21 protein-coding genes are annotated in these 26,384 nt (G+C 61.6%); 10 read left to right on the top strand and 11 right to left on the bottom strand.

Going from position 1 to position 26,384, the window contains the following annotated elements; all coding sequences use genetic code 11:
• On the top strand, positions 1–1,176 hold the full coding sequence (locus J4E63_RS07855; RefSeq protein ID WP_207281564.1) for a GNAT family N-acetyltransferase: 1,176 nt from the start codon (positions 1–3) through the stop codon (positions 1,174–1,176).
• Here the strand turns inward: J4E63_RS07855 and J4E63_RS07850 are convergent.
• Entirely contained in the window at positions 1,156–1,521 is a 366-nt protein-coding gene (locus tag J4E63_RS07850) for a hypothetical protein (RefSeq protein WP_207281563.1), read from the bottom strand. The two genes, J4E63_RS07855 and J4E63_RS07850, sit on opposite strands and share 21 nt — an antisense overlap.
• Positions 1,522–1,588: 67 nt before the next feature.
• Here J4E63_RS07850 and J4E63_RS07845 point away from each other — a divergent pair, with 67 nt between their 5' ends.
• Positions 1,589–2,527, top strand: a complete 939-nt coding sequence (locus J4E63_RS07845; protein ID WP_259333611.1) for an alpha/beta hydrolase — start codon at positions 1,589–1,591, stop codon at positions 2,525–2,527.
• A 169-nt stretch (positions 2,528–2,696) separates the two neighbouring features.
• Here J4E63_RS07845 and J4E63_RS07840 read toward each other — a convergent pair whose 3' ends face one another.
• Positions 2,697–3,410, bottom strand: coding sequence for a FadR/GntR family transcriptional regulator (locus tag J4E63_RS07840; protein WP_060738233.1), 714 nt, complete (start codon positions 3,408–3,410; stop codon positions 2,697–2,699).
• A gap of 335 nt (positions 3,411–3,745) precedes the next feature.
• On the opposite strand from J4E63_RS07840, the gene J4E63_RS07835 reads away from it, so the two are divergent.
• Both J4E63_RS07835 and gudD read left to right on the top strand, forming a co-directional pair.
• A complete protein-coding gene (locus J4E63_RS07835) occupies positions 3,746–5,092 on the top strand; it encodes an MFS transporter (RefSeq protein ID WP_192259996.1) in 1,347 nt (448 codons plus the stop codon).
• 27 nt (positions 5,093–5,119) lie between these two features.
• On the top strand, positions 5,120–6,463 hold the full coding sequence (gudD, locus tag J4E63_RS07830; protein WP_207281562.1) for a glucarate dehydratase: 1,344 nt from the start codon (positions 5,120–5,122) through the stop codon (positions 6,461–6,463).
• A gap of 157 nt (positions 6,464–6,620) precedes the next feature.
• Here gudD and glgB read toward each other — a convergent pair whose 3' ends face one another.
• The 3 genes from glgB to J4E63_RS07815 form a co-directional block, all read right to left on the bottom strand.
• The gene (gene glgB / locus J4E63_RS07825; RefSeq protein ID WP_207281561.1) at positions 6,621–8,855 is read right to left on the bottom strand and encodes a 1,4-alpha-glucan branching protein GlgB; all 2,235 of its coding nucleotides are present in this window, start codon (positions 8,853–8,855) and stop codon (positions 6,621–6,623) included.
• Positions 8,856–8,866: 11 nt separating this feature from the next.
• Positions 8,867–12,211 carry a maltose alpha-D-glucosyltransferase gene (gene treS / locus J4E63_RS07820; protein WP_207281560.1) on the bottom strand — a complete coding sequence of 1,115 codons (3,345 nt, stop codon included), beginning with the start codon at positions 12,209–12,211 and terminating at the stop codon, positions 8,867–8,869.
• Positions 12,212–12,405: 194 nt separating this feature from the next.
• The gene (locus J4E63_RS07815; RefSeq protein WP_207281559.1) at positions 12,406–14,403 is read right to left on the bottom strand and encodes an alpha-1,4-glucan--maltose-1-phosphate maltosyltransferase; all 1,998 of its coding nucleotides are present in this window, start codon (positions 14,401–14,403) and stop codon (positions 12,406–12,408) included.
• A 211-nt stretch (positions 14,404–14,614) separates the two neighbouring features.
• Here J4E63_RS07815 and J4E63_RS07810 point away from each other — a divergent pair, with 211 nt between their 5' ends.
• Entirely contained in the window at positions 14,615–14,779 is a 165-nt protein-coding gene (locus J4E63_RS07810; RefSeq protein ID WP_207281558.1) for a hypothetical protein, read from the top strand.
• Positions 14,780–14,906: 127 nt separating this feature from the next.
• On the opposite strand, the gene J4E63_RS07805 is transcribed toward J4E63_RS07810, so the two are convergent.
• Entirely contained in the window at positions 14,907–15,413 is a 507-nt protein-coding gene (locus J4E63_RS07805) for an MgtC/SapB family protein (protein ID WP_207281557.1), read from the bottom strand.
• A 137-nt stretch (positions 15,414–15,550) separates the two neighbouring features.
• Here J4E63_RS07805 and J4E63_RS07800 point away from each other — a divergent pair, with 137 nt between their 5' ends.
• The 3 genes from J4E63_RS07800 (at position 15,551) to mapR (ending at position 19,005) form a co-directional block, all read left to right on the top strand.
• On the top strand, positions 15,551–15,787 hold the full coding sequence (locus J4E63_RS07800; RefSeq protein WP_207281556.1) for a DUF3203 family protein: 237 nt from the start codon (positions 15,551–15,553) through the stop codon (positions 15,785–15,787).
• A 213-nt stretch (positions 15,788–16,000) separates the two neighbouring features.
• Positions 16,001–17,413, top strand: a complete 1,413-nt coding sequence (gene ccoG / locus J4E63_RS07795; RefSeq protein WP_207281555.1) for a cytochrome c oxidase accessory protein CcoG — start codon at positions 16,001–16,003, stop codon at positions 17,411–17,413.
• Between the two features lie 182 nt (positions 17,414–17,595).
• Positions 17,596–19,005: a GntR family transcriptional regulator MpaR gene (gene mapR / locus J4E63_RS07790; protein WP_207281554.1), complete on the top strand. Its 1,410-nt coding sequence runs from the start codon at positions 17,596–17,598 to the stop codon at positions 19,003–19,005.
• A 112-nt stretch (positions 19,006–19,117) separates the two neighbouring features.
• Here mapR and J4E63_RS07785 read toward each other — a convergent pair whose 3' ends face one another.
• Both J4E63_RS07785 and J4E63_RS07780 read right to left on the bottom strand, forming a co-directional pair.
• Positions 19,118–19,864 (bottom strand): SDR family oxidoreductase, encoded by a 747-nt coding sequence (locus J4E63_RS07785; RefSeq protein ID WP_092327336.1) that lies wholly within the window; start codon positions 19,862–19,864, stop codon positions 19,118–19,120.
• A gap of 78 nt (positions 19,865–19,942) precedes the next feature.
• Positions 19,943–20,821 carry a Dyp-type peroxidase gene (locus J4E63_RS07780; protein WP_207281553.1) on the bottom strand — a complete coding sequence of 293 codons (879 nt, stop codon included), beginning with the start codon at positions 20,819–20,821 and terminating at the stop codon, positions 19,943–19,945.
• Between the two features lie 228 nt (positions 20,822–21,049).
• Here J4E63_RS07780 and ampC point away from each other — a divergent pair, with 228 nt between their 5' ends.
• Positions 21,050–22,198: a class C beta-lactamase gene (gene ampC, locus J4E63_RS07775; protein ID WP_207281552.1), complete on the top strand. Its 1,149-nt coding sequence runs from the start codon at positions 21,050–21,052 to the stop codon at positions 22,196–22,198.
• A gap of 156 nt (positions 22,199–22,354) precedes the next feature.
• Here the strand turns inward: ampC and J4E63_RS07770 are convergent, their stop codons facing one another.
• The 3 genes from J4E63_RS07770 to J4E63_RS07760 form a co-directional block, all read right to left on the bottom strand.
• On the bottom strand, positions 22,355–22,903 hold the full coding sequence (locus tag J4E63_RS07770; protein WP_092199211.1) for a DUF4174 domain-containing protein: 549 nt from the start codon (positions 22,901–22,903) through the stop codon (positions 22,355–22,357).
• A gap of 270 nt (positions 22,904–23,173) precedes the next feature.
• Positions 23,174–23,959 carry a sulfite exporter TauE/SafE family protein gene (locus J4E63_RS07765; protein ID WP_207281551.1) on the bottom strand — a complete coding sequence of 262 codons (786 nt, stop codon included), beginning with the start codon at positions 23,957–23,959 and terminating at the stop codon, positions 23,174–23,176.
• 107 nt (positions 23,960–24,066) lie between these two features.
• A complete protein-coding gene (locus tag J4E63_RS07760; protein WP_259333609.1) occupies positions 24,067–24,771 on the bottom strand; it encodes a hypothetical protein in 705 nt (234 codons plus the stop codon).
• Positions 24,772–25,112: 341 nt separating this feature from the next.
• On the opposite strand from J4E63_RS07760, the gene J4E63_RS07755 reads away from it, so the two are divergent.
• Complete coding sequence (locus J4E63_RS07755) at positions 25,113–26,264, top strand: aldose epimerase family protein (protein ID WP_207281549.1); 1,152 nt, start codon at positions 25,113–25,115, stop codon at positions 26,262–26,264.
• The last annotated feature ends 120 nt before the right edge of the window (positions 26,265–26,384 follow it).

Below are 26,384 nucleotides of genomic sequence, written 5' to 3'. Positions count from 1 at the left end.
ATGGCGATCCGGTTCCAATGGTGTCGCTCCCTGGGCGCGGAGGACTTTCCTGTATCAGCTTATGAACAGCTGCGAACTCAGGTGGCCGACGCAACACCGTTCAACACCCTGGCCTGGCTGCAAGCGGCGGAATTTGCCCTGTTGCCTGATCAGCAATTGCATGTGTTACTGGGCTGGCAGGACCAGGACTTGTCGCTATGCCTGCCCCTGGTTTCGGGACATGAGCGTATCGGCGGACTGCGGTTCCGGGTGTTGCATCACTTGGGTTACCCCTTGGCCGACCGCATCGCCCTGCTGGCACGCCTGGACGCCGAAGACATGAGCCAGGCGCTGATCCAGATCCGTCAGCACTTGCCTCACGCGTTGCTGCAATTGAATGAAGTGATCGAGCCGGTCGGTGAGCAAAGCGTCCTCAGCGCCTGGATGGCAATGAGCTCCACCGGAGAGCGGCGACTCAGTTGCCGGGTTCCGGTGCACCTGATCAGTGAAAGCGACCATCAGGAAATCTCTGGCGACCCACGCTACAAGCTGCGTCGGGCGCGCAAGCGGATCGCCGCTTGCGGTGCCGAAATCCGCCGAGTGACGCCGGACGCCATCAGCATGGGACAGCTGTTGCGAGCCCTGGCCGACGTCGAGACCGCCAGCTGGAAAGGCGATGAAGGTGTCGGCATCTTCGCCGACCCCAGGCGCCGGCAATGGATGAATCACGCCTTCACCGCCCTCGCCGCCCAAGGCCTGGTGCGGGTGGTGCTACTGGAGCTGAACGGCGAATGCATCAGCTATCGCCTCGGCCTGCTGGACCAGGGGCGGCTGTACGACTACAACCTGGCGTTCCTGCCGCAGCACGCCGACCTGGGCAGCGGCCGGGTATTGCTCGAGGAGTGGATTCGTTGGGGGTTGGACGAGAACTGGCGCTGGATCGATGCATCACGGGTCAGCCTGGAAAACTCCAGCCATCAGTTACACGAACGCATGACCGGCCAACTGGAGCACTGGCGCTGGAGTTTTTACTCATGGCAGCCCGGTGGCTTGCTCCTGGGATCTGCCTTGCGACTATGGAAAAGCGTGAAGCCCTGGTTTCGCAAACGCCGGACCAAACCAACCGCGACGACGGCATCGTCCTCTCCAAAGAACCAGGAGAACACGAATGCCTCGTCAAGTGATCGTCAACGCTGACGATGTCGGGCTCAACCTCAGCGAAACGTACTGCACAGGCGCCTGGCGGGCGTTCAAGTACTGAGGCTCATCCAAGGTACGGTCGTGGAATTCCTCGCCCCACACGTGCGTGCTCGGCCGATGGACACCGACAAAGACCCGGGTCATGCCCTGGAGATTGATCCGCGCCAGGACCTCGACTTGCGTGCCGTCCTCCAATAGTTCTTCGTGGTCGCGGCCCGGCAGCCGGCTGTCAACCCAGAGCCAATACTGTGCGCGTTGCCCTCCCCTAAAGGAATGGGAGTAAGGCACCAGGCTGGGGATTTTCCAGCGCCGAGAAGCGCGCTTCAGACGAATGACAGTCACAAATCCCTGCGCCGTTTTCGGAGAATCTGCTACAAGGCATCTTTGGTTTCAGTAGCGAATGGCATCGATGTCTTCACTCTTACTTTCTGGCCTGAAACGCCGCTGGTTGGCCTGGCTGTGCATGGGCGCATTGGTGGTCGGCCTGCCGGTGGGCTGTGCTGTGTTGCAGCATAAGGAGCGGGAACTGGTCTTTCGCATCGAGCCGGGGACGGCGAGCTGGTTCAGTGGGCTGCCCAGCGGCGTGCAGGAGTTCGACCTCAAGCCAAAAAGCTTCAAGGCCGGGGAAAACATCCACGGCTGGTGGTGGCCGGCCGAACGCAAGAACGCGCCGGCCATCCTGTATTTGCATGGTGTGCGCTGGAATTTGACCGGCCAGTTGTTTCGTATCCAGCAACTGCGGGCGCTGGGCTATTCGGTGCTGGCCATCGACTACCGGGGCTTTGGCAAAAGCCAGGGAGACCTGCCATCGGAAGCGAGTGTCTATGAAGACGCGCGCATCGCCTGGGAGCATCTCGAAGTGCTGCAACCGGACCCAAGCCTGCGGCTGATCTATGGTCATTCCCTGGGTGGTGCAGTCGCGGTGGATCTCGCTGCGCAGCTCGGTCAGCAGGCAGCGAAGGATGGCAAAGCCCAGGTCCGGGGCCTGGTGATCGAATCCACGTTCACCTCCCTGGGCGATGTCGCCACCTCGATGGCGAATACATCCCTGCCGGTACGCTGGTTGCTGTCGCAGAAGTTCGACTCCATCGACAAGATCGGCGAGATCAACATGCCGCTGCTGATTGTCCATGGTGCCGCCGACCGCTACGTGCCGCCACGCTTCAGTGAGCAATTGTTCAACGCCGCCCGGGAACCCAAGCGCCTGCTGCTGGTGCCCGGGGCGACGCATAACAACAGCATGAGCCTGGCGGGCAAAAACTACCGGCAGGCGTTGGACGCCCTGATGAAAAGCGCCCCCACCCCCGTGGCCGGAAACGCCACCACCGGCCCGGTCAAAGCGGGCTGAGCCACGGAAATATCCACGTCCCTCTTGTGGGAAGCGGTGGGTCAGTCATGGAAATGTTGGGTGTGCCGCCGCTATCGCGAGCAAGCTCGCTCCCACAGTTGAGAACACCTCGAAAAACTGTGGGAGCGAGCTTGCTCGCGATGGCGGTGAGTCAGGCGACCATGAACCGTCAGGATCCCGCGCCAAACCGATCACGGCTGTTGGTCAGGTGCAGCCACATGGCAGCCCGAGCGGCGTCCGGGTCCTGGCGCTTGATCGCGTTGAAGATCGCCTCGTGCTCAAGGTTGGCCAACTGCGCCAGCTTGCTTAAATCGGCCTGGCCGCGCTCGGCCACGTTCACCCGGGTCCTGGGAATCATCGCACTGCCCAGGTGCTGCATGATTTCGACAAAACAAGCGTTGTCCGTGGCTTCGGCGATGAGCAGATGGAAACGCCGGTCGGCTTCGACACAGCTGTCGTTGTTGTTGGACAACCGCTGATAGTCATCCAGCGCCTGGCGCATCTGCTGCAACTGGTGTTCGCTGCGGCGCTGGGCCGCCAGGGCGACGGCCTGGGTCTCCAGGCCCAGGCGCAATTCCAGGATCGCCCGCACTCCCGCCGCGGTGTCGACATTCAGGCGCAACCCTGGCTCGCCGGTTTGCGCCAGTACGAAGGTGCCGATGCCATGGCGGGTCTCTACCAGCCCCGAAGCCTGCAACTTGGAGATCGCCTCGCGCACCACCGTCCGGCTGACGCCATGGGCCTGCACGATGGCGCCTTCCGATGGCAACTTCTCACCCGGTTTCAACTGCCCCAACAAGATGCTCTGGCTCAGCTTCGTCACCAGGTCATGGGCCAGGTTGTGGGTACGCTTGCGCAGGGGCGCGTCGGTGTCTTGCGGCATCGCCGGGGTTCCTTGAAAACAGGCTGACTGATCGTATCACCAGCGGGCGTCGGAAATCTCATCGTCAAGCCATCAACTTGTATGACAACACTCAAGATCAGCCCATCCCTGCAAAAATCACCCCTTCAAAAAACGGCTTCACGCAAGCCAGACAGACGCTGAATAAAATCACAACAGCCGGACAACCCCAACAAATACGGCATAAAAACGCCATTCACCTAATCCAATGATGCTGAAAAACTGCTTGTCATCCAAAAAAATCAAGTTGTATGATGTCTATCAACATCGGCACATGCACGATGCCCGCATAAAAATAACGAGTGGGAGAAAAACCAGTGAACACATCCAGCCTCAAGGCGAATGCCGGCGCGGATCCGGTGCTGCTGTCGGCCATCGCCAAGGTCAAGCGCCACATCCTGCCGCTGTTCGTCATCATGTTTATCGTCAACTACATCGACCGCGTGAACATCGGCTTCGTCCGTGCCCACATGGAGCACGACCTGGGTATCGGTGCCGCGGCCTATGGCTTTGGTGCCGGCCTGTTCTTCATCGGCTACGCGCTGTTCGAAGTCCCTTCCAACATCCTCCTGCAACGAATCGGCGCCCGCATCTGGCTGACCCGCATCATGCTCACCTGGGGCCTGGTGGCGGCGGCCATGGCCTTCATCCAGAACGAAACCCACTTCTACATCCTGCGCTTTTTGCTGGGCGTGGCCGAAGCCGGATTCTTCCCTGGGGTGATCTACTATTTCACCCGCTGGCTGCCCGGCGTCGAGCGTGGCAAAGCCATCGCCATCTTCCTCAGCGGTTCGGCCATTGCGTCGCTGATCTCCGGCCCGCTGTCGGGGCTGCTGCTGCAAATCAACGGCCTGGGCATGCACGGCTGGCAGTGGATGTACTTCATCGAAGGGATGTTTTCCGTCTGCCTATGCGTCTTCGTCTGGTTCTGGCTGGACTCCAAGCCCCATGACGCCAAATGGCTGAGCCGTGAAGAGCAGGATGTGCTGGTCAAGGCCATCGACGATGAACAGCGGGCACGGGAAGCTGCCTCACCGATCAAACTGTCCATCGGCCAGTTGCTCAAGGACCGCCAGATCATCCTGTTTTGCCTGATCTATTTCTTCATTCAATTGACGATCTATGCCGCCACGTTCTGGCTGCCGAGCATCATCAAGAAAATGGGCGAACTGAGCGACATTCAGGTCGGACTGTTCAATTCGATCCCGTGGTTGCTGTCGATCGTCGGCATGTACGCCTTCGCCTCGCTGTCGGCCAAGTGGAAATTCCAGCAGGCCTGGGTCGCCACCGCCCTGTTGATCGCGGCAGCCGGGATGTTCATGTCCACCACCGGCGGACCGATTTTCGCCTTCGTCGCCATCTGCTTCGCGGCCCTGGGTTTCAAATCGGCGTCGTCGTTGTTCTGGCCGATTCCCCAGGCTTACCTGGACGCCCGGATCGCCGCCGGGGTGATTGCCCTGATCAACTCGGTGGGCAACCTCGGCGGGTTCGTCGCCCCGACCACGTTCGGCCTGCTGGAAGAGCACACCGGCTCGATCCAGGGCGGCCTCTACGGCTTGGCGGCCACCTCGATCATTGCCGCGATCATCGTGTTTGCCGCACGCAACACGCCCAAGCCCAAAGCCGTGACGACGCCGGCCGATCCGGCCACCAGCCACGTCTGATCATTCGATTGCCAAGGATAAGTACAGATGAGTATTCCTGAAACCAGCAAAGCCCCGATCATCACCAGCATGCAGGTCGTGCCCGTGGCCGGCCATGACGGCATGCTGCTGAACCTCAGCGGCGCCCATGGCCCGTTCTTCACCCGCAACATCGTCATTCTCAAGGACAATGCCGGCCACACCGGCGTGGGCGAAGTGCCCGGCGGCGAGCGCATTCGCCAGACCCTCGAAGACGCCCGCTCGCTGGTGGTCGGCAGCCCCATCGGCACGTACCAGAAGATCCTCAACACGGTACGCAACGCCTTCGCCGACCGCGATGCCGGCGGCCGTGGCCTGCAGACCTTCGACCTGCGCATCACCATCCACGCGGTCACTGGCCTGGAAGCGGCGTTGCTGGATCTACTCGGCCAACACCTGGACGTACCGGTCGCCGCCCTGCTCGGAGAAGGCCAGCAGCGCGACGAAGTGAAGATGCTCGGCTACCTGTTTTATGTCGGTGATCGCCAGCAGACCGACCTGGCCTATCGCAGCGAACCGGACGCCGACAACGACTGGTTCCGCGTGCGCCACGAAAAGGCCTTGGACGCCGACGCCGTGGTCCGCCTGGCCGAAGCGGCCCAGGCCCGCTATGGCTTCCAGGACTTCAAGCTCAAGGGCGGCGTGCTCCAGGGCGACGCAGAAATCGAAGCGGTCACCGCATTGGCCGAGCGCTTTCCCCAGGCCCGCATTACCCTGGACCCGAACGGCGCCTGGTCACTCAAGGAAGCTATCCGTTTGTGCCGCGACCAGCACAAAGTGCTGGCCTATGCCGAAGACCCTTGCGGTGCCGAGAACGGCTATTCGGGGCGCGAGGTCATGGCCGAGTTCCGCCGCGCCACGGGCCTCAAGACTGCGACCAACATGATCGCCACCGACTGGCGCGAAATGGGCCATGCCATCACCTTGCAGTCGGTGGACATTCCCCTGGCCGACCCGCACTTCTGGACCATGCAGGGTTCCGTGCGGGTGGCGCAGATGTGCAATGAGTGGGGCCTGACCTGGGGCTCGCACTCCAACAACCACTTCGACATTTCCCTGGCAATGTTCACCCACGTGGCCGCCGCGGCACCGGGCGACATCACCGCCATCGACACCCACTGGATCTGGCAGGACGGCCAGCGACTGACCAAGACGCCCTTGCAGATTCAGGGCGGTTGCGTACAGGTGCCGAAAAAACCGGGGTTGGGGATCGAGCTGGACACCGACCAACTGGCCAAGGCCCATGAGTTGTACAAAGGCATGGGCCTGGGGGCGCGGGACGATGCGGTGGCGATGCAGTTCCTGATTCCGGGCTGGACGTTCAACAACAAGCAGCCGTGCCTGGTTCGTTAAAACGACCGATATCCCTTGTGGGAGCGAGCTTGCTCGCGATGGCGGTGGGTCAGCCACATTGCTGTCGACTGACACTCCGCTATCGCGAGCAAGCTCGCTCCCACATCTGGATTCATGAGCGCCACAGTCATCATTCGCCTTCAGTTTTTTGTAGAACCTAACCCTCCGGCCGCATGATCAACACCGCCAACGGCGGCAGGTTCAGTTCCAGCGACAGGGCCTGGCCATGGCTGGGCACTGCTTCGGTGAAGGCGCCACCGCCATTGCCGTAGTTGGAACCGGCGTAGGTGTCGGCGTCGCTGTTGAGCAATTCCACCCAACGCCCGGCGAACGGCACGCCGACCCGGTAGGCCTCGCGCGGCACCGGGGTGAAGTTGGCGACCACCAGCACCGGCTTACCCTCCTTGCTCCAGCGCAACCAGGCGTAGACGCTGTTGAGCGCATCGTCGCCAATCAGCCACTGGAAGCCCTGCGGTGCGTCATCCTGGTCGTGCAGCGCCGGCTCTTCGCGGTACAGCCGGTTCAGATCGCTCACCAGCTTCTGCACGCCCCGGTGCTCAGGGTATTGCAGCAGGTACCAATCCAACTGCTGGTCGTGGTTCCACTCGCGCCACTGGCCGAACTCACACCCCATGAACAACAGCTTCTTGCCGGGATGGCCCCACATGAAACTGAGGTAGGCCCTCAGGTTGGCGAATTTCTGCCAGCGGTCACCGGGCATCTTGTCGATCAACGAGCGTTTGCCATGAACCACTTCGTCGTGGGAAATAGGCAGGACGAAGCGCTCGGACCAGGCATACACCAGGCCGAAGCTCAGTTCGTTATGGTGATGGGCGCGGTACACCGGGTCTTGCTGGATGTAGTGCAGCGAATCGTGCATCCAGCCCATGTTCCACTTGTAGGCAAAACCCAGGCCGCCCTGCTGGGTACTCTGGCTGACCCCCGGCCACGCGGTGGACTCTTCGGCGATGACCAGCGCACCGGGGGTTTCCAGCGCCACCACATCGTTGAGGTGCCGGAGGAAATCGATGGCTTCGAGGTTTTCCCGACCACCGTGGCGGTTAGGCACCCACTCGCCGGCCTTGCGCGAATAGTCGCGGTACAACATTGAGGCCACGGCATCCACCCGCAGGCCGTCGACGTGGAAATGCTTGAGCCAGTGCAACGCCGAAGCCAGCATGAAGCCGTGCACTTCGGTGCGGCCCAGGTTGTAGATCAGCGTGTCCCAATCCTGGTGGAAACCCTCCAGCGGGTTGCCGTATTCGTACAGCGCGGTGCCGTCGAACTGGGCCAGGCCGTGGGTGTCGGTGGGGAAATGCGCCGGCACCCAGTCGAGGATGACACCGATGTTGGCCTGGTGGCAGGCGTTGACGAACGCGGCGAAATCGTCGGGCGATCCGAAGCGTGCCGTTGGCGCGAATTGCGACAGCGGCTGATAGCCCCAGGAGCCGCCGAACGGGTGCTCCATGATCGGCATCAGCTCGATGTGAGTGAAGCCCAGATCCCTGACATACGGAATCAGCCGCTCGGCCATTTCATGCCAGTTGTATTGCCGGGCCACCTCGCCCGCCTCGTCGATTTCGCACTGCCAGGAGCCGGCGTGCAACTCATAGATCGACAATGGCGCGCCCGGTAGCTGGCGTTCGCGACGACTCTGCATCCACTCGTCGTCCTGCCACTCGATCTTCAAGGGCGAGGCGACTTTCGACGCCGTGTCCGGCGGCATTTGCGTGGCCAGCGCCACCGGGTCGGCCTTGAGGGGCAAGATGCCGTGGGCGCCGAGGATTTCATATTTGTAACCTTCACCGGGGCCAAGCCTCGGGATGAAGATCTCCCACACGCCGGATGGATAACGAATGCGCATCGGATGCCGACGCCCGTCCCAGACGTTGAAATCCCCCACCACCGAAACCCGCCGCGCATTCGGCGCCCAGACCGCGAAGCGCACGCCGTCGACGCCATCGACTGTCTTCAGTTGCGCGCCCAGGCAAGCACTGAGGTCGCGGTGATTGCCCTCGGCGAACAGGTAGAGGTCCATCTCCCCCAGCAGTGGGCCGAAGCTGTACGGGTCTTCGGCAACCTGCTCGCCGCCGGCCCAACGGGTGCGCAGCAAGTACGCTTGGGCGCGATCGAAATGGCCGACGAACAATCCCGGGGTTTCGGTGGGTTGCAGTTCCCCCAGCTCTTCGCCGCCCTCCCGGGCCAGCACATGCACGCTCAAGGCGCCCGGCAGGTAGGCGCGGATGAACTGGCCGCCGGCGCCGTCGCCATGGGGGCCCAGGATGGAAAACGGATCGTGATGTTCGGCGCGCACCAGCGCGTCGATGTCTTGGGGGGCCGGCAGCAAGGACTCCTTGGCCTGCCCCTGGGGTTCTTTGTTCGAGACGCTCATGATTCTCTCCACTAAATCGGTCCGGCTAAGTCGGAAAAGGGTTGCAGCCCACTCAACAACCCGACCAGACCGTGCAACGGCACGGGCAGCCAGGTGGGGCGATTCTCGGCTTCATAGGCCACTTCATAGGCCGCCTTCTCCAGGCCGAACAACGCCAGCGCGGCGTCTTCGCCTTCAGCATCCTTCCACTCATGGGCAAGACTAGCTGCCGCCAGCCGATATGCCTCGACAAATGCCTGGCGGGCCTCTTTCAAATAACGCTCGGCGACCCGTTGCCGCGCCGCATCGGCATCGGCCGTGCTGTCGACGGTATTCAAGTGGATCGCCATGGCCGCCGCATAATCGAAGGAACGCAACACGCCGCTGACGTCCTTGTACGGGCTGTGCTTGCCCCGTCGTTCATGCAATGGCCGCGCCGGCTCACCTTCGAAGTCGATCAGGTAGGCGTCGCCCTTGATCACCAACACTTGGCCCAGATGCAGGTCGCCATGGACGCGGATACGCAAGCCACCGACAGCCTTGCCGGCCAACGCCTGGACATGGGCCAGGACGGTTTTCTTGTGCTCCAACAAGCGTGCGACCATGGCCTGGTCCGCGGGGTTCAATTGGCCCTGGCTCTGCTTGAGCAGACGCAAGGCGTTTTCCACCTGGCCGGCCACGTCCTTGCCGATGGCCTGGGCTTCCTTGGCGTTGGTGGCCTGCGGCGCGAAGTCCGGATCGTCGGTGGCCTGGGCCAGTACCTGGTGCATTTCTCCCAGGCGCTGGCCAAGCATGCCGGCGAAATCCTTCAGTTCGCCCAAGGCGTTGTAGTGCTGCTCCTGCTCGGACACGGCGTCCGCCAACTCATCGCGCAAAGCGCGTTCGAGGTTGTTCTGGGTCCATTCCCAGGCGTCGCCCTGATTGCTCAGGTAGCCCTGGGCAATCATCAGCAACGCATCTTCGCCTTCGGCATCGCGGCGAACCACCGAACCCAGCAACGGTGAAATATTGCTGAAACCCGCGGCGGTCAGGTAGGCGCTCATTTCCAGTTCCGGGTGCACGCCCGAGGCCACCTTGCGGATCAGCTTGAGTACCAGACTCGCCCCCACCACTACCGAACTGTTGGACTGTTCAGCGGACAGGTAGCGTACCTCCGGCTCGTCTCCCAGGCTCAACGCAGCCAGGCCTGCGGTCGGTTCGAAGCGCAACTCACCTTCGGCGAACGGCAGCACCGTGGCGGTCTGCATGCTGTGCAGCACGGCGCGCACGAAGCTTTCCAGGCTGAATGCATCGGTGATCAACCCCACCTGACGCCCCCGACGTACCCGCGACAAGGCCAGTTGCTGCGGCAATGCCGCACCGACCTGGTCTTCGGCGAGCAAGCCGAACGGCAACTGATAACGCAGGGTCTGGCCGCCACTGGTGACATCGATTTCACTGAGTAGCACGGGGCGCTGCGGGTCGCCGAAGCGCACACCATAGACAATGTCGACCTTCTCGATCGCACTGTCCTTGCCAGCGAACCAGCGCCGGTTCTGCAACCAGTTCGGCAGGATGGTTTGCTCCAGCGTGGTGCGCGATGGCGCCTCGAGCAATTCTTCCAGGCGTTTTTTCAGGACCAGGGTGGTGAAGTCCGGCAGGCTCTGGGCCGGCTCCACGTGCCAGCTCGGCATCTGGTTTTCCGCCGCCAGGACGAACCAATAGAAACCGTACGGCGCCAGGGTCAGCAGGAAGTTCAACTGGCCAATGGGTGGGAACGCGTTGCCACCGAGCATCTCCACCGGAACCATGCCGGCATAGACCGACAGGTCCAGCTCGGCGGCCTGGGCGCTGCGGGACACGTTGGCCACGCACAGGATGATTTCGTGCTTGCCGTCGGGGCCGGTGTATTCGCGGGTGTAGGCCAGGATCCGGCGGTTGCTGGGCGAGAGCATCTTCAGCGTGCCCCGACCAAAGGCCTTGGACTGCTTGCGCACCGCCAGCATCCGTCGGGTCCAGTTGAGCAGTGAGTGTGGGTCGCCGGCCTGGGTCTCGACGTTGACCGACTGGTAGCCGTATTGCGGGTCCATGATCGGCGGCAGCACCAGGCTGGCCGGGTCGGCGCGGGAGAAGCCGCCGTTACGGTCGATGGACCATTGCATCGGCGTACGCACGCCATCGCGGTCGCCCAGGTAGATGTTGTCGCCCATGCCGATTTCATCACCGTAGTACAACGTCGGCGTGCCGGGCATCGACAACAGCAGGCTGTTGAGCAATTCCACGCGCCGACGGTCGCGCTCCATCAACGGCGCCAGGCGCCGGCGAATCCCCAAGTTGATGCGCGCCCGACGGTCGGCCGCGTAGTAGTTCCACAGGTAGTCGCGCTCCTTGTCGGTGACCATCTCCAGGGTCAGTTCATCGTGGTTGCGCAGGAAAATCGCCCACTGGCAATTGGCGGGAATCTCCGGGGTCTGGCGCAGGATGTCGGTGATCGGGAAACGGTCTTCCTGGGCCAGTGCCATGTACATGCGCGGCATCAGCGGGAAGTGGAAAGCCATGTGGCATTCGTCACCGTTCATCCCTTGGGCGTCGACATCACCGAAATACAACTGGGTGTCTTCCGGCCACTGGTTGGCTTCAGCCAGCAGCATGCGGTCAGGATAGTTGGCGTCGATTTCGGCACGGATCAGCTTCAGGACGTCATGGGTCTCGGGCAGGTTTTCGTTGTTGGTGCCGTCGCGCTCGATCAGGTAGGGGATGGCGTCCAGGCGCAGGCCGTCGATGCCCATGTCCAGCCAGTAGCGCATCACCGACAACACGGCCTTGATGACCTGCGGGTTGTCGAAGTTGAGGTCGGGCTGGTGGGAGTAGAAACGGTGCCAGAAGTACTGGCCCGCCACTGGGTCCCAGGTCCAGTTGGACTTTTCAGTGTCGAGGAAGATGATCCGCGTGCCGTCGTACTTGTGGTCGTCATCGGACCAGACATAGAAGTCCCGCGCCTTCGAACCCGGCTTGGCCTTGCGCGCGCGCTGGAACCAGGGGTGCTGGTCCGACGTGTGGTTGATGACCAGCTCGGTGATCACCCGCAGGTTGCGCTTGTGGGCTTCGGCAATGAACCGCCGCGCATCGGCCATGGTGCCGTAGTCGGGGCTGACGCCACGGTATTCGGCGATGTCATAACCGTCGTCGCGCCGGGGGGAAGGATAGAACGGCAGCAACCAGATGGTGTTGACGCCCAGGTCGGCGATGTAGTCGAGTTTCTCGATCAGGCCGGGGAAATCGCCGATCCCGTCGTTATTGGAGTCGAAATAGGATTTAACGTGGACCTGGTAGATCACCGCATCCTTGTACCAGAGCGGATCCTTGATGAAGGTGGCAGACCGGGGTTTCTTCGCCATTTGCAACTCCTGATAATTCATTAAAGCCGCGGGACACAGGCTTGAAAGGTCTTTTTATGGGGTGAGGTCTTTTTGTGGCGAGGGAGCTTGCTCCCGCTGGGCGCCAAGCGCCCCCCCTGAAATCACGACCGCTTCGCAGCCGAGCGGGAGCAAGCTCCCTCGCCACAACAGCCCTCACTCAACATTGCACCGCGTCACGCCACGCTGATCCGCCAAATCCCGAACGGCTGGTACGCCGGATCGATGCGCATGAACTGGTACTTGCCGTACCAGGTCCAGCGATGCCCGTTCATCAAATCCTCGCCCTGGGTCTGGGCGTCGTCGGGCAGGCCCATTTCCCACAGCGGCAATTCGAAACTGGCTTCCTGCGGGTTGTGCGGATCAAGGCTCACCGCCACCAGGATGAAATTGCTGCCGTCGGCGGTGCGCTTGCCGAAATAGAGAATGTTGTCGTTCCACGCGTTGTAGATTTTCAGGCCCAAGTGGGTATGCAGCGCCGGGTTCTGTCGGCGGATGCGGTTGAGCTGGGCGATCTCGGCAATGATGTTGCCTGGCGCGGTGAAGTCGCGAGGACGGATCTCGTATTTCTCCGAATCGAGGTATTCCTCTTTGCCCGGTACCGGGGCCGACTCGCACAGTTCAAAGCCCGAATACATGCCCCACAGACCCGAGCCCATGGTTGCCAGGGCCGCGCGGATCAAGAAGCCCGGGCGCCCCGACTCATGGAGAAAGGCCGGGTTGATGTCTGGCGTGTTGACGAAAAAATTCGGCCGGTAGCATTCACGCCAAGGCGACTCGTTGAGCTCGCTGAAGTAGGTCGCCAGCTCGGCCTTGGTGTTGCGCCAAGTGAAATAGGTGTAGCTCTGGGAATAACCGACCTTGCCCAGTCGCGCCATCATGGCCGGGGTGGTGAACGCTTCAGCCAGGAACATCACTTCGGGGTATTGGGCGCGGACGTCGGCGATCAGCCATTGCCAGAACGGCAGTGGCTTGGTGTGAGGGTTGTCGACGCGGAATATCTTCACGCCTTCCTTGACCCAGCCCACCACGATGTCCCGCAGTTCCACCCACAGGCTGGGAATCGCATCGGCCGCGTAGAAATCGACGTTGACGATGTCCTGGTATTTCTTCGGCGGGTTTTCCGCGTATTTGATCGTGCCGTCCGGTCGCCAGCTGAACCAGCCCGGGTGCTGCTTGAGCCAGGGGTGGTCCTGGGAACACTGGATCGCGAAGTCGAGGGCAATCTCCAGGCCGTGCTGCGCGGCCGCCGCCACCAGGCGCCGGAAATCCTCGCGGCTGCCCAACTGCGGGTGAATGGCCTCGTGTCCGCCCTCCTCGCTGCCGATGGCATAGGGGCTGCCCGGGTCGTCGGGACCGGCGGTGAGGGAATTGTTCGGACCTTTGCGGAAACTGCGACCGATGGGGTGGATCGGCGGGAAGTACAGCACGTCGAACCCCATGTCCTGGATCACCGCCAGGCGCGAATGCACGTCATTGAACGTGCCATGGCGCTGGGGATCGTCGGTGATCGAGCGGGGAAACAGCTCATACCAACTGGCAAACTCGGACAGCTTGCGCTCCACATCCAACGGATATTCGGGGCTGATGCTCAAGTAAGGTCGATGATCGGCCAGGGACATCAGGTCGGCACTGCGCGGTGCCAGGAACAGCGCCACCTGCTCCGTCGGCAACAGGCCGGAAAGCTCGTGGTGCAAGGCCGCCAGTTGCTCGCTCAGTTCCCCTGTGCTGCGCTCGACGGCCATTTGCACTTGGTTGCGTCCTTCCTGCAACTCCAGGCTGATCGGCACTCCGGCACCAAATTTCTTCTCCAGTTCGTAGCGGAAACTGGCGAACTGATCGATCCAGGCCTCGATGCAGAAGACATAGCGACCTTGCTCCGGCACATTGAACTGGCCGCGCCAGCCGTTGTTGCCCAGGTCGCTCATGACCTCGCTGTTCCACACTTCATCCTGCAGCGAACGCCAGCGAATGCGCACCGCCAGCTTGTCGTGACCGTCGGCGAACACTTTACTGGTCACCGTCACGTCCTGCCCGGCCACGGCCTTGGCGGCAAATTGCCCGCCGTCGATCACCGGCATGGTGTTTTCAATCGCGATACGCGGTAACAACAAGGCTTGAGACAACGGCAAATGCGGGTTGTAGATCAGGTCAGACGGGTGTTCAGCAGTCATCGAGCATCGCTCCTTTTACGCCCCATGGACGCGCTTGTGGCGGTAAAGGCCCAACGGGTCCCTGAAAAAAACTCACTTAAACTCCGAACCGGGACGACGGCTAAAAGTTCAGCGGGATTTGCCCTCGATGTATCCGGGATCAAACCCGCTACAGGGTGGTCAACAATAATAAGCACGACTCAAGCCATGTGCGTTACGGAGACCCGTCCCGATGAATATTCCCATCCCGGCCGAAACACCCGATCCGAACATCGACGACCCCACCTTGCCCCCGCCCGGTCCCGATCCGGAACCGATTCCAGAACAAGACCCGCCGCTGGCCCCACAACCGCCCAAGGGCGACCCGCCCAGCGAGGCGCCGCCGGAGCGGGTCTGATTCAACGACTCCCTGTGGGAGCGAGCTTGCTCGCGATAGCGGAGTGTCAATCAGCATAGTGGCTGGCTGATCCTCCGCCATCATCGGAACGCCGCTCGGAGCGAGCGTGCTCCCACAGGTCTTATGCTCAGGCTGATGGCTTGTCGCCCTTCTCCAGTGCCCGAACAATGACCGGCATTACACTGAAGATCACCAGGGCCAACACCGTACTGAGTAACGCAGTCGCCTCCCGGCCCAGCCCGGCGGCGACGCCAATGGCCGCGGTCATCCACAGGCCGGCGGCGGTGGTCAGGCCTTTGACATGAGCTTCATCGCCGTCGTTGTTTTTCAGGATGGTGCCAGCACCCAGAAAACCGATGCCGGCGACCACCCCTTGTATCACCCGGCTCATGGCGTCGGCCTGGGACCCGGACATCTGTGGCACCAATACGAACAACGCCGCCCCCAGCGCCACGAGCATGTGGGTTCGCACGCCGGCAGCCTTGCCCTTGTGTTCGCGCTCGAAGCCGAGGATGCCGCCCAACAGCGCAGCCATGACCAGCCGCACCGTGACCCGGGTCATCTGCTGGGCATCGGTGATGTCGGCGAATTCCGCCTGCAGGGTTATCCAGACTTCATGCCACCAGGCTTCCATGGAGCATCCTCTTTCTCATTGGATAAACGATGGACCGCAAGCGAAGCCAGAGGTGCACCCGACCGCTGATCAGCCACAACGAACCCTGGCCAGCGGGTGGGACCTAATACTCAGGACATTCAGGAAGGAGCGACGTCATGCTTGAGCAAATCGACAAAGACAATACCTGCCATATCAAAACCGCCAACGGAACCAAGCTGCGCCCCGCCAGTGAGTTGGTCATCATCACTGACCCGGACAAGGCCATGTCAGCCGTGGAAATCAATGGCGACATGGTCCATCTCACCGAAGCCGAAGTGGATGCCCTGACCGTGGCCGGCGCGACCGATAAGCGCAAGCACCTCAAGGCCACGGACAGCGGTTCGGTGATCTGAACCCAATCCACAGGCAACGGATGCATTTGTGGCGAGGGGATTCATCCCCTCGCCACAGTAATATGTTCGGCACTTCCTGGGTGCATCAAAGTGTCGCAGCGCCTGGGCTTCGCGGCATCTGATCCGGTTTTTATCGAAACACCTGAGTCTGTTATGCAAACAGTTCCATGGTCATAGTGCGCCGGCCAGATAGAGGCTGATGAGCGACCGACCATGAGCGATAGAATCCCCGTCCAGTTGATACAGACGTTCGAACCTGCGCCAACGAAGATCAAGGCCAGGACCACCGACAACCTGATCCACACCCGCAGCTTCACCGGTTTGTTCCGCACCTTGCGCATCAGCGGTGCGGGGGCTCTGTTCCTGCTGTTCTTTGGCACGGTGTGGTTGAACTGGGGCGGCCGCCAGGCGGTGCTCTGGGACCTTTCCGAAAGCAAATTCCATATTTTTGGCGCGACCTTCTGGCCCCAGGATTTCATCCTGCTGTCGGCCCTGTTGATCATCGCCGCCTTCGGCCTGTTTGCGATCACCGTGTTTGCCGGTCGCGTGTGGTGTGGCTACACCTGCCCGCAGAGCTCCTGGACATGGCTGTTCATGTGGTGCGAGAAGATCACCGAAGGCGAACGCAACCAGCGGATCAAGCTGCAAGCGGCCCCCTGGGGCCTGAACAAACTGTTGCGCCGCAGCGCCAAGCACACCTTGTGGCTGGCCATCAGCCTGCTCACCGGCCTGACATTCGTGGGCTACTTCACGCCGATCCGCCCCTTGGCCGAAGAACTGCTGACCCTGCAGATCGGCGGCGTCAGCCTGTTCTGGGTACTGTTTTTCACCGCTGCCACCTACCTCAACGCCGGCTGGCTGCGGGAAGCGGTGTGCATGCACATGTGCCCCTATGCACGCTTTCAGAGCGTGATGTTCGACAAGGACACGTTGACCATCTCCTACGATACGGCCCGTGGCGAAATCCGCGGCCCGCGCAAGCGGGAGGTGAAGCCGGCCAATATTGGCCTGGGGGACTGCATCGACTGCCAGATGTGCGTGCAGGTCTGCCCCACCGGCATCGATATCCGCGACGGCTTGCAGATGGAATGCATCGGCTGCGCGGCGTGCATCGACGCCTGCGACTCGATCATGGACAAGATGGGCTACGCCCGCGGCCTGATCAAATACACCTCGGAACATCAATTGCAGGGGGGCAAGACTCACCTGTTCAGACCTCGGTTGATCGGCTATACCGCCGTGCTCCTGGTGATGATCGGCGCGCTGGCCCTGGCCCTGGTGCAACGGCCCATGGTGTCGCTGGATGTCAGCAAGGACCGCGGCCTGTTCCGCGAAAACAGCGCAGGCCAGATCGAGAACATCTACAGCCTGAAAATCATCAACAAGACCCAGCAACGCCAGGACTATCACCTGTCCCTGGTGGATGGCGACGGCTTCGTCCTCCAGGGCAAGACCCAACTGAGCCTGGCCCCGGGGGAAATCGTCGACGTGCCGGTGTCGGTGGCGATGCTTAGCGAGCGACCACGCAGCGGCTCCCAGGAAATGACCTTCAAGGTGGCCGACAGCGATGAACCCGGCATCTACAGCCTGGCCAAGAGCCGTTTTGTCGCACCGATGAATCGTTGAAGCTTTAAGATGCCGGGCGCCCTGTGGGAGCGAGCTTGTGGGAGCAAAGCTTGCTCGCGAAGAACGATGACCCGACCTTACTGTTGATCCGTGTCGCCTGCGTCGCGAGCAAGCTTTGCTCCCACGGGCTCCCTCACAGTTTAAAAAGCGCAAACCATGTGTCACTCAAGACTGGGCCCGCCATGAAACGCTATGAAAAATTCGCCGACGACATCGCTGAACTGATCCGCTCCGGCATGCTGGGGCCCGGCCAGCGCGTGCCCTCGGTGCGTTATGCCAGCCAGACCTACGGCGTCAGCCCGTCCACCGTGTTCCAGGCCTATTATCTGCTGGAGCGACGCGGCCTGATCCGCGCCCGGCCGCGCTCGGGCTATTTCGTCAACACCCATGCGCCAAGCCCGTTTTCCGAGCCGGCCATCAGCACCCAGGTGCACGAGTCCACCGAAGTGGACGTCAGCGAACTGGTGTTTTCGGTGCTGGACTCGATCAAGGACCCGACCACCGTACCGTTCGGCTCGGCATTCCCCAGCCCGATGCTGTTTCCGTTGCAGCGCTTGTCGCGCTCGCTGTCCAGCGCCACACGGGACATGGACCCTCGGGTCGTCGTCACCGACATGTCCCCGGGCAACCCGCACCTGCGCCGGCAAATTGCCCTGCGCTACATGGTGGGCGGGTTGATGCTGCCCATGGAAGAACTGCTGGTCACCAACGGCGCCCTGGAAGCCTTGAACCTGTGTCTGCAAGCCGTGACCGAGCCCGGCGACCTGGTGGCGATCGAGGCACCGGCGTTCTACGCCTGCCTGCAAGTGCTGGAACGACTCAAGCTCAAGGCCGTGGAAATCCCCGTCCATCCACGCGACGGCATCGACCTGGAGGTGTTGGAACAGACCCTCGAGCGCCATCCGATCAAGGCCTGCTGGTGCATGACCAGTTTCCAGAACCCCCTAGGCGCAACCATGCCCGAGGCAAGGAAAAAGGCCTTGGTGGAACTGTTGCGCCGCCACCAGGTGCCGTTGATCGAAGACGACGTGTACGCCGAGCTCTATTACGGCCAGCAGGCCCCCAAGCCCGCCAAGGCGTTCGACACCGAAGGATTGGTGATGCATTGCGGTTCGTTCGCCAAGAGCCTGGCGCCGGGCTATCGCATCGGCTGGGTCGCCGCCGGGCGCTATGCGCAGAAGATCGAACGGCTCAAGCTCATGACCTCGCTATGCGCCTCGATGCCGGCCCAGGCCGCCATCGCCGACTACCTGCAACACGGCGGCTACGACCGTCACCTGCGCAAACTGCGCTACGCCCTGGAAGAACAGCAAAGCGCGATGCTCGCCGCCATCGCCCGCTATTTCCCGGCCCAGACCCGCGTCAGCCAGCCAGCGGGCGGTTACTTCCTGTGGCTGGAACTGCCGGAGCAGATGGATTCGCTGAAACTGTTCCAGATGGCCCTGGCCCAAGGCATCAGCATCGCCCCGGGGCCGATCTTTTCGCCGACCCGACGCTTCAGGAATTGCATTCGCTTGAACTACGGCAGCCCCTGGACCGAGGCCTCGGAAAAGGCCATGGAGACATTGGGGCGGATTATTCGCTCGTTTTGATAGGGGTTGTCGGTAAGGACGCCATCGCGAGCAAGCTCGCTCCCACATTGGAACACCGTCCCCTGTGGGAGCGAGCTTGCTCGCGATGAGGCTGGAACAGACAACCCAGATATCAGCGCCCGCCCCCCAGGTCCACAAACGTCCCGGTCGCATACGAAGCCTTGTCCGACAGCAGCCAGATAATCGCCTCGGCGACTTCATCCGGACGACCGCCCCGGGCCATCGGGATTGCCGATTCCAGTTTGCTGACCCGGTCCGGGTCGCCGCTCAGGGCATGGAAGTCGGTGTAGATGTAGCCGGGACGCACCGCGTTGACGCGAATGCCTTCGCCGGCCACTTCCTTGGACAGGCCGACGGTGAAGGTGTCCAGCGCGCCCTTGGAGGCCGCGTAATCGACATACTCTGCCGGCGCCCCCAGGCGAGCGGCCACCGACGAGACGTTGACGATGCTGCCGCCCTGCCCGCCATGCCGGGGCGACATGCGCAGCACCGCGTGCTTGGCGCAGAGAATCGGGCCCAGCACGTTGGTCTTCAGGATCTTGAGAATGCGGAATTCAGACATTTCATCGAGTCGGGACTTCTGCGCCACCGTGCCAGCGTTGTTCACCAGGGCGGTGACACGGCCAAGCTCGGCATCCACCCGATTGAACAGGGCGATCACTTCGTCCTCGATGCTCACATCGGCGCGCACGGCAATCGCCTGCGCGCCCTTGGCCCGGACCTGTTCAAGCACCTCTTGCGCGGCGCTTTCATCGGATTGGTAGTTGATGCAGATCCGATAGCCCAACTCGGCAGCCAACAGCGCCGTGGCCGCCCCGATTCCGCGGCCGCCACCGGTGATGACGATGACTTTATCCACGCTTGCTTCTCCCATTCCACGGATAGACGTCCGGCCCAAGGATAGCGTTCACGTCACGCTTTGCACAAACCGCTGCGCTTACCGGGCCAAGGCGCGCAGATCCAGGCGTCCGTCCAACACCGGCGGGCACCAGTAATAGCCGCCGGTGATCGGTCGGCTCATGCGGTACAGGCCGTCGGTGATGCCGTCTTCCAGGCCACTCATGCGCCGCAATTGGGCCTCGAAGGCATCGAGGGAGAAACCGAACGCCAGGAACATCAGCCCTGCACGGTCGCCTTCGATCCAAGGCATGGACCGCCGGACCACGAATGCCTCCGGGGCAAAGCTTTCCTGGGCGGTACGCTTGACGTGGGCCGATTCCGGCGCATCGTCGATTTCTTCGTTGTCGCTCAGGCGCCGGCCCATGATGTTGTCGCGCTCATGGGGCTGCATCGCCGCGAAACCGTCCAGGTCGTGTTGCCATTGCTGGATCGCGGCGAAACTGCCACCGCGCACCCCGTCGGCGCCCTGGGCCAGGGCGGCGGCGATGGCCGCTTCGTCGTGGGGGTTTTCGGTGCCGTCTTCATAGCCGGTCAGGTCATGGCCGGTCATGTGGCGGAAAGTTTCGTTCATCTGCACCAGGCGCAGCGCCGGGGCCAGTGCCGCTTCGATGGCGCGGCTGCGGTGCATCAGCTCGCCGCGGTCTTCACCGTGCAGCCAGCACCACAGGGCATGTTGGGTCGAGGGGTTGTCCACGCCTACGCCGGCCAACGCCGGAAAAGCCCGCAGGCCAGCGACCTGGGCGCCCAGCGCCTGGACCAGCGATTCGCCAAAGCCGATCACGGTCCGACCATCGAGCAACAACAGGAGTTTGTCTAGCGCAGCCGGCAATGCCTCGACCGATTCCAGGGCAAAAAACAAATGACGGGCCTGAGGCGGAACAGGGGTGGCGAGAATGCCGGGCTGGTAGTAACTCATGTGAACTCCTTTAGAAAGAGCCGCGAGTTTACCCGGCGGCCGCCGCTTTGTGTGGTTTGGCTTGAGGTCCGGTCGCGTCGGGCAACCCGAGCGTTTTGTGGGAAGGTTCCCGTAGCCCCGTCAGACAACTCAGAAACATCCCCCCGGCCCGATAGCCTCGGATTGCCGGGCCGCCAAAAACGCCCTAGATTGAGCCCCCTCCAGGAAGGCCAACGAGAACGCTGCACCATGCCAATTGCCAGATCGATACTCGCCGGGATTTTTTTCCTGGTCTGCGGGACGTCCGTAAGCTTTGCCCAGGAACGCATTGAAGACACGGTCAATGCCGTCATCCAGCCCTTGATGAAACAACAGGACATCGCGGGCATGGCCGTGGCGATCACCTACAACGGTCAACGCCATTATTTCAACTACGGCGTGGCCTCCAAGGACACGAAAAAGCCGGTCACCGACCAGACCCTTTTCGAAATCGGCTCGGTCAGCAAGACCTTCACCGCCACCCTCGGCGCCTATGCCCAGGCCCGGGGCAAACTGTCCCTGGCGGATCCGGCCGGTCGCTTTGCGCCCGAACTGCGCGGCAGCGCCATGGAGGGCACCCGCCTGCTCGACCTTGCCACCTACACCGCCGGCGGCCTGCCCTTGCAGTTTCCCGACGAGGCGGATCATCCAGACCGGATGTTCAGTTACTACAGGAACTGGAAACCGCTCTACCCGGCCGGCACCCAGCGGCTCTATTCAAACCCGAGCATTGGCCTGTTCGGCTATCTGGCGGCCCGCAGCCTGGGGCAGCCATTTGATGAGGTGATGGAGCGCACGCTGATGCCAGGGTTGGGGCTCAAGCACAGCTATGTGCGGGTGCCGCAGGATCAGATGGGCCGATACGCCCAAGGCTATGCAAAGGACGGCAAGCCCGTGCGAGTCGGTGCCGGCGCACTGGATTCCGAAGCCTACGGGGTGAAGACCAGTTCAACGGACCTGATTCGTTTCGTCGAGGCCAACCTGCAACCTGAAAAACTGGACGCGGACCTGAAGCAAGCCATCGCCACGACGCATACGGGTTTCTATAAAGTTGGCGGGATGAATCAGGGGCTGGGCTGGGAGTTCTACCCCGCCCCGTACACCTTGAATGACCTGCTCGCGGGCAACACACCGCAGATGGCCCTGACCCCACAAAAAGCCGAACCTCTCGACCCGCCCCGCCCGGCGCCGGACGGCGCCTGGATCAACAAGACCGGCTCCACCAACGGTTTCGGCGCGTACGCAGCGTTCGTGCCCGGAAAGGACATGGGGATCGTCCTGCTTGCCAACAGGAACTACCCGATCGAGGAACGAGTGAAGGCGGCGCACCGGATCCTGATGGCGCTGGATGGCCAATAGCCTGTAGGAGCTGCCGAAGGCTGCGATCTTTTGATCTTTTGATCATTCGCTTCCAACTCAATTGCCTGGAACAAGATCGCAGCCTCGTTGCACTCGTCAGCTCCTACATAGCGCAACCCAGCGGGAGCAAGCTCCCTCGCTCGTCGTTACTGGAAATCAATCATCCAGCGGCTTCGCCGGCCCCGCCGGCTTGGTTGCCTTGCCAGGCTTGGTGCCTTTCGCATCCTTGGCCGGTGCGGGCTCTGGCGCGGGAGGTGGCGCCGGGGGCGTCGCTTCTTTTTCCGCGGCGGGGAGTTTATCGACGGTGTCGAAGAGGTCTTTCAATTCGATCGCCCCGGAATGCTCAAGCTTCTTTTCCCCGTCCTTGCCTACCAGGATGATCTTGGTCTGGGCCCCGGCGCCCAGCTTGAGGGAGCGGATCAGCGCCATGGTGCTTTGCGGGTCCAGGTCCTTGCCATCGCGCTGCCCAATGGTATTGAGCACGGTGTAGAGCACCATGTTGCGCTCGGAAAAACCCTGCTTGCCCGCCGGTTCATCCAAGGCCTTTTTCAGGCTGACCCAGGCCGGGTCGACTGTACTGGGCGCGATGACGATCAGGGGACGTGCCCTGCCTGCATCCGCCACCAGGGGTGAGTCGCCATCGGCTGCGAACAGGGGGCCGGCGATGGCCAGCAAGGTAGCGAAGGTCAACGACCGAATGAGCATGCGCCTCTCCTTTTGATATTTACGCTGTACTGATTGCACAGGGCGGCGATTGTTCCGCGAGAGTCGCTCAATACTGCGCCTGCCTGCCTTGAAGCTTAGGCCAGGGGGATCATTGCGCAACCGTAGCGAGAGTGCGGCGCGAGAGTTGGAACGGGGATCACTGTGGGAGCGAGCTTGCTCGCGATAGCGATCGACCCGTCGACTTCGATGTTGACTGTCATGCCGCTATCGCGAGCAAGCTCGCTCCCACACTGGATCGGGGTGATCGTGCTAGAACGCCAGCTTGAACCCGATCATCGCCAGCATCACCGCCAGGCAGGGGCGCAACAGCTCGTCGGAGATACGTCCCGACAAATGACTGCCCAGGTAGATCCCCGGCAACGAACCGACCAGCAGGAAACCCAGGATGTGCCAGTCCATATTGCCCATGCTCGCGTGGCCCAGGCCAGCGACCAGGGTCAGCGGCACGGCGTGGGCGATCTCGGTGCCCACCAGGCGCTTGGTGACCAGGAACGGGTAGAGAATGAACAGCGCGACGGTGCCCAGGGCGCCGGCGCCAATGGACGTCAACGCGACCATCGTCCCCAGCACGAGACCGGTGATGACCGTCAGCACATTGAGACGCGCGCCAGAGGGGTTGTAGTGACCACCGGCACGGTCGTGGGCGAATTGCAGCAGACGCTTCTTGAACAGGATTGCCAGGGCGGTGGCGAACAACACGAAGCCCAAGGCTTGCTTGATTACCGCGTTCATGGCGTCGGGCGAGCTGTGCAGGCTGCTGAGGAACCACAAGGTCAAGCCGACCGCCGGCACGCTGCCCAACGTCAACCAGCCGGTGATGGCCCAGTCGATGTTGCGGTTCTTGGCATGAACCAACACGCCACCAGACTTGGTAATGGCCGCATACAGCAGGTCCGTACCCACCGCCGTCGCCGGGTTGATACCAAACCACAACAGGATCGGGGTCATCAGCGACCCACCACCGACGCCGGTCATTCCAACGATGAAGCCGACCACCAGGCCCGCAACGACTAAACCGACATTACCGAAATCCATTAAACCCGTCTCAACACGACCGCATGAAAAATCTGGCCGCGAGCATAGCGATTTTTCTTATAACGCCCTATATCGATATGATCTATCTTTATTCCTTTATCCTCTAGTCACTGAACCGGCAGGAAATTGAGGAACAGCAGGCTCTGGGCGTAATTCAAACCGATACGCCGGTAGCGCTCGTCGAGCATCTGGGTCAGCAGGTCCAATCGGGCGACAACTTTCCCGAACTCGACGGCGAAACTCAGGTTGCTGCCCTCCTCCGAAATCTCATTGGAAAACAGCAGCGGCTTGCCGTCCTTGTTCTGCCGCTGGCTAAGCAGCCAAGTGGCTTTTTCGATGTTGCGCGCCGCATTGCTGACAAAACGCGGGTCGATGGTGTCGGTCATGTAGAACTCGAGGCGATTGCCATGAGCGGTGACCAGCATGCTGCCGATGGCATAGATGAACGCCCCGACCCGATCGCCGAGAAACTCCGGGCTCATGGCATAGCTCAGGGCGGCCAGGTCCTTCTTGCCACCCAGGGTCGGCAAGGGTTGTTGCTGCTCGATGGCCATGCGCACCTGTTTTTCCGCGGTACGGGCGTCAAGAAAGCCGGATTTTCGTAGTTCCTCGGGGTTGCGCAGGTAAAGCTTGCTCATCAGCAGGTAGAGGCTTTGCAGGTTGTCGTGCATGGCCAGCGTTGCCATGCGGTCGACACTGGTCTGCAAAAACTCCTGGGGCCTGGCATTGCTGAATTGCGTGACCATGTCCTGCCCCTGTTGATGGCTGCAGCCGCCGCTGAACAACATCGACACACCGACCAATCCTGCCATGCAGGCACGGCGCAACCTCGTCACAGAAGAAAAAACACCAGCCATCGAGTCTCAATCTGGGCAGGGGGAAGCGATGGGGGTCGCCGCTTCCAGGCCATGGATAGAGCGGAAAAAATCGCAAAAGTGCAGTGCCCAGAGAAAATCCTCGACCTTTAGCAAAGTCTTTTTTGCCTAATTAGTCTTACTTTTTAATTGATAAATCTTAATTTATGGCTATAAATCCCTTCTCACCCATCAAATAGAAAGACTACTAGACACAAAAGCCTTCATCGCTGTCCGACCAGTAACGGACTCGACCCGCGTTAAAACAACAACAAAACAACAGGAAGGAAGGTCATACCATGCTTGAATCCAGACAACTGCTCACGGCCCTCGGAGTGTCTCTGATGATCGCCACCTCGGCTTCCCAGGCTGCCGGCCTGACCAATGAACGCGGCGCGTTCGGCAAGACCGACGACGGCACAGCGGTGGAAAAATTCGTACTGCGCAACAGTCATGGCGTGGAAGCCACGGTCATCACCTATGGCGGTATCCTCCAGTCATTGAGCGTGCCGGACAAAAACGGCAAGGTCGCCGACATCGTGCTCGGTTTCGACGATGTGCAGGGTTACCAGAAGAATGGCAGCGTGTATTTCGGCGCGACCATCGGCCGCTTCGGCAATCGCCTGGCCGACGGGGCTTTCGAGCTGGACGGCAAGCGTTACCAAGTGCCGCAGAACGACCATGGCAACTCCTTGCACGGCGGGCCGCAAGGGTTCGACAAACGTGTCTGGAAGGCCCAGCCCCACAATGCCAAGGACTCGGTGGGCGTCACCCTGACCTACCTGTCACCCGACGGCGAGATGGGCTTTCCCGGTGCACTGAAAACCGACGTCACCTACAGCCTCAATGAACAGAACGAGTTGCGCATCGAGTACCAGGCCACCACCGACAAGCCCACGGTGCTGAACCTGACCAACCACAGCTATTTCAACCTGGCCGGCGCAGGCAACGGCGACATACTCGAGCAGGTCGCAACCCTGCACGCGGCCCACTACACGCCGGTCACCGGCAAACTCATTCCCACCGGCGAACTGGCCCCGGTGGCCGGCACACCGATGGATTTCACCCAACCCACCGCCATCGGCACCCATATCAAGGCTGATCACCCACAACTCAAGTTCGCCGAACCGAAACAGGGCGGCTTCGACTTCAACTGGGCACTGGACGCCAAGGGCGATGTGAAAAAACTGGCCGCCGAGGTGTATGACACGGAGTCCGGACGACGCCTGCAGCTGTACACCACCGAACCTGGCGTGCAGTTCTACACCAGCAACTTCCTCGATGGCACCGTCAAGGGCAAGCAAGGCAAGGTCTATCCGCATTGGGGCGCGTTCACTCTGGAAACCCAGCACTACCCCGACTCGCCAAACCAGCCGAACTTCCCTTCGACGCGGCTTGATCCGGGCCAGACCTACACCCAGACCATGGTGTTGAAGTTCTCTGCGAAGTAACGCCCCCGCCGAATCGTTCCCATGCTCTTGTGGGAGCGAGCTTGCTCGCGATAGCGGTGTGTCTGCGTGTGATGATGCTGGATGGGCCGACGCCTTCGCGAGCAAGCTCGCTCCCACGGG

The sequence above is a fragment of the Pseudomonas sp. FW300-N2F2 genome, assembly GCF_017351655.1.
GTDB classification, from domain to species: domain Bacteria; phylum Pseudomonadota; class Gammaproteobacteria; order Pseudomonadales; family Pseudomonadaceae; genus Aquipseudomonas; species Aquipseudomonas fluorescens_AA.
The sequence above is the reverse complement of the archived record's forward strand: the minus strand, read 5'-3'. Positions and strand labels throughout refer to the sequence as shown.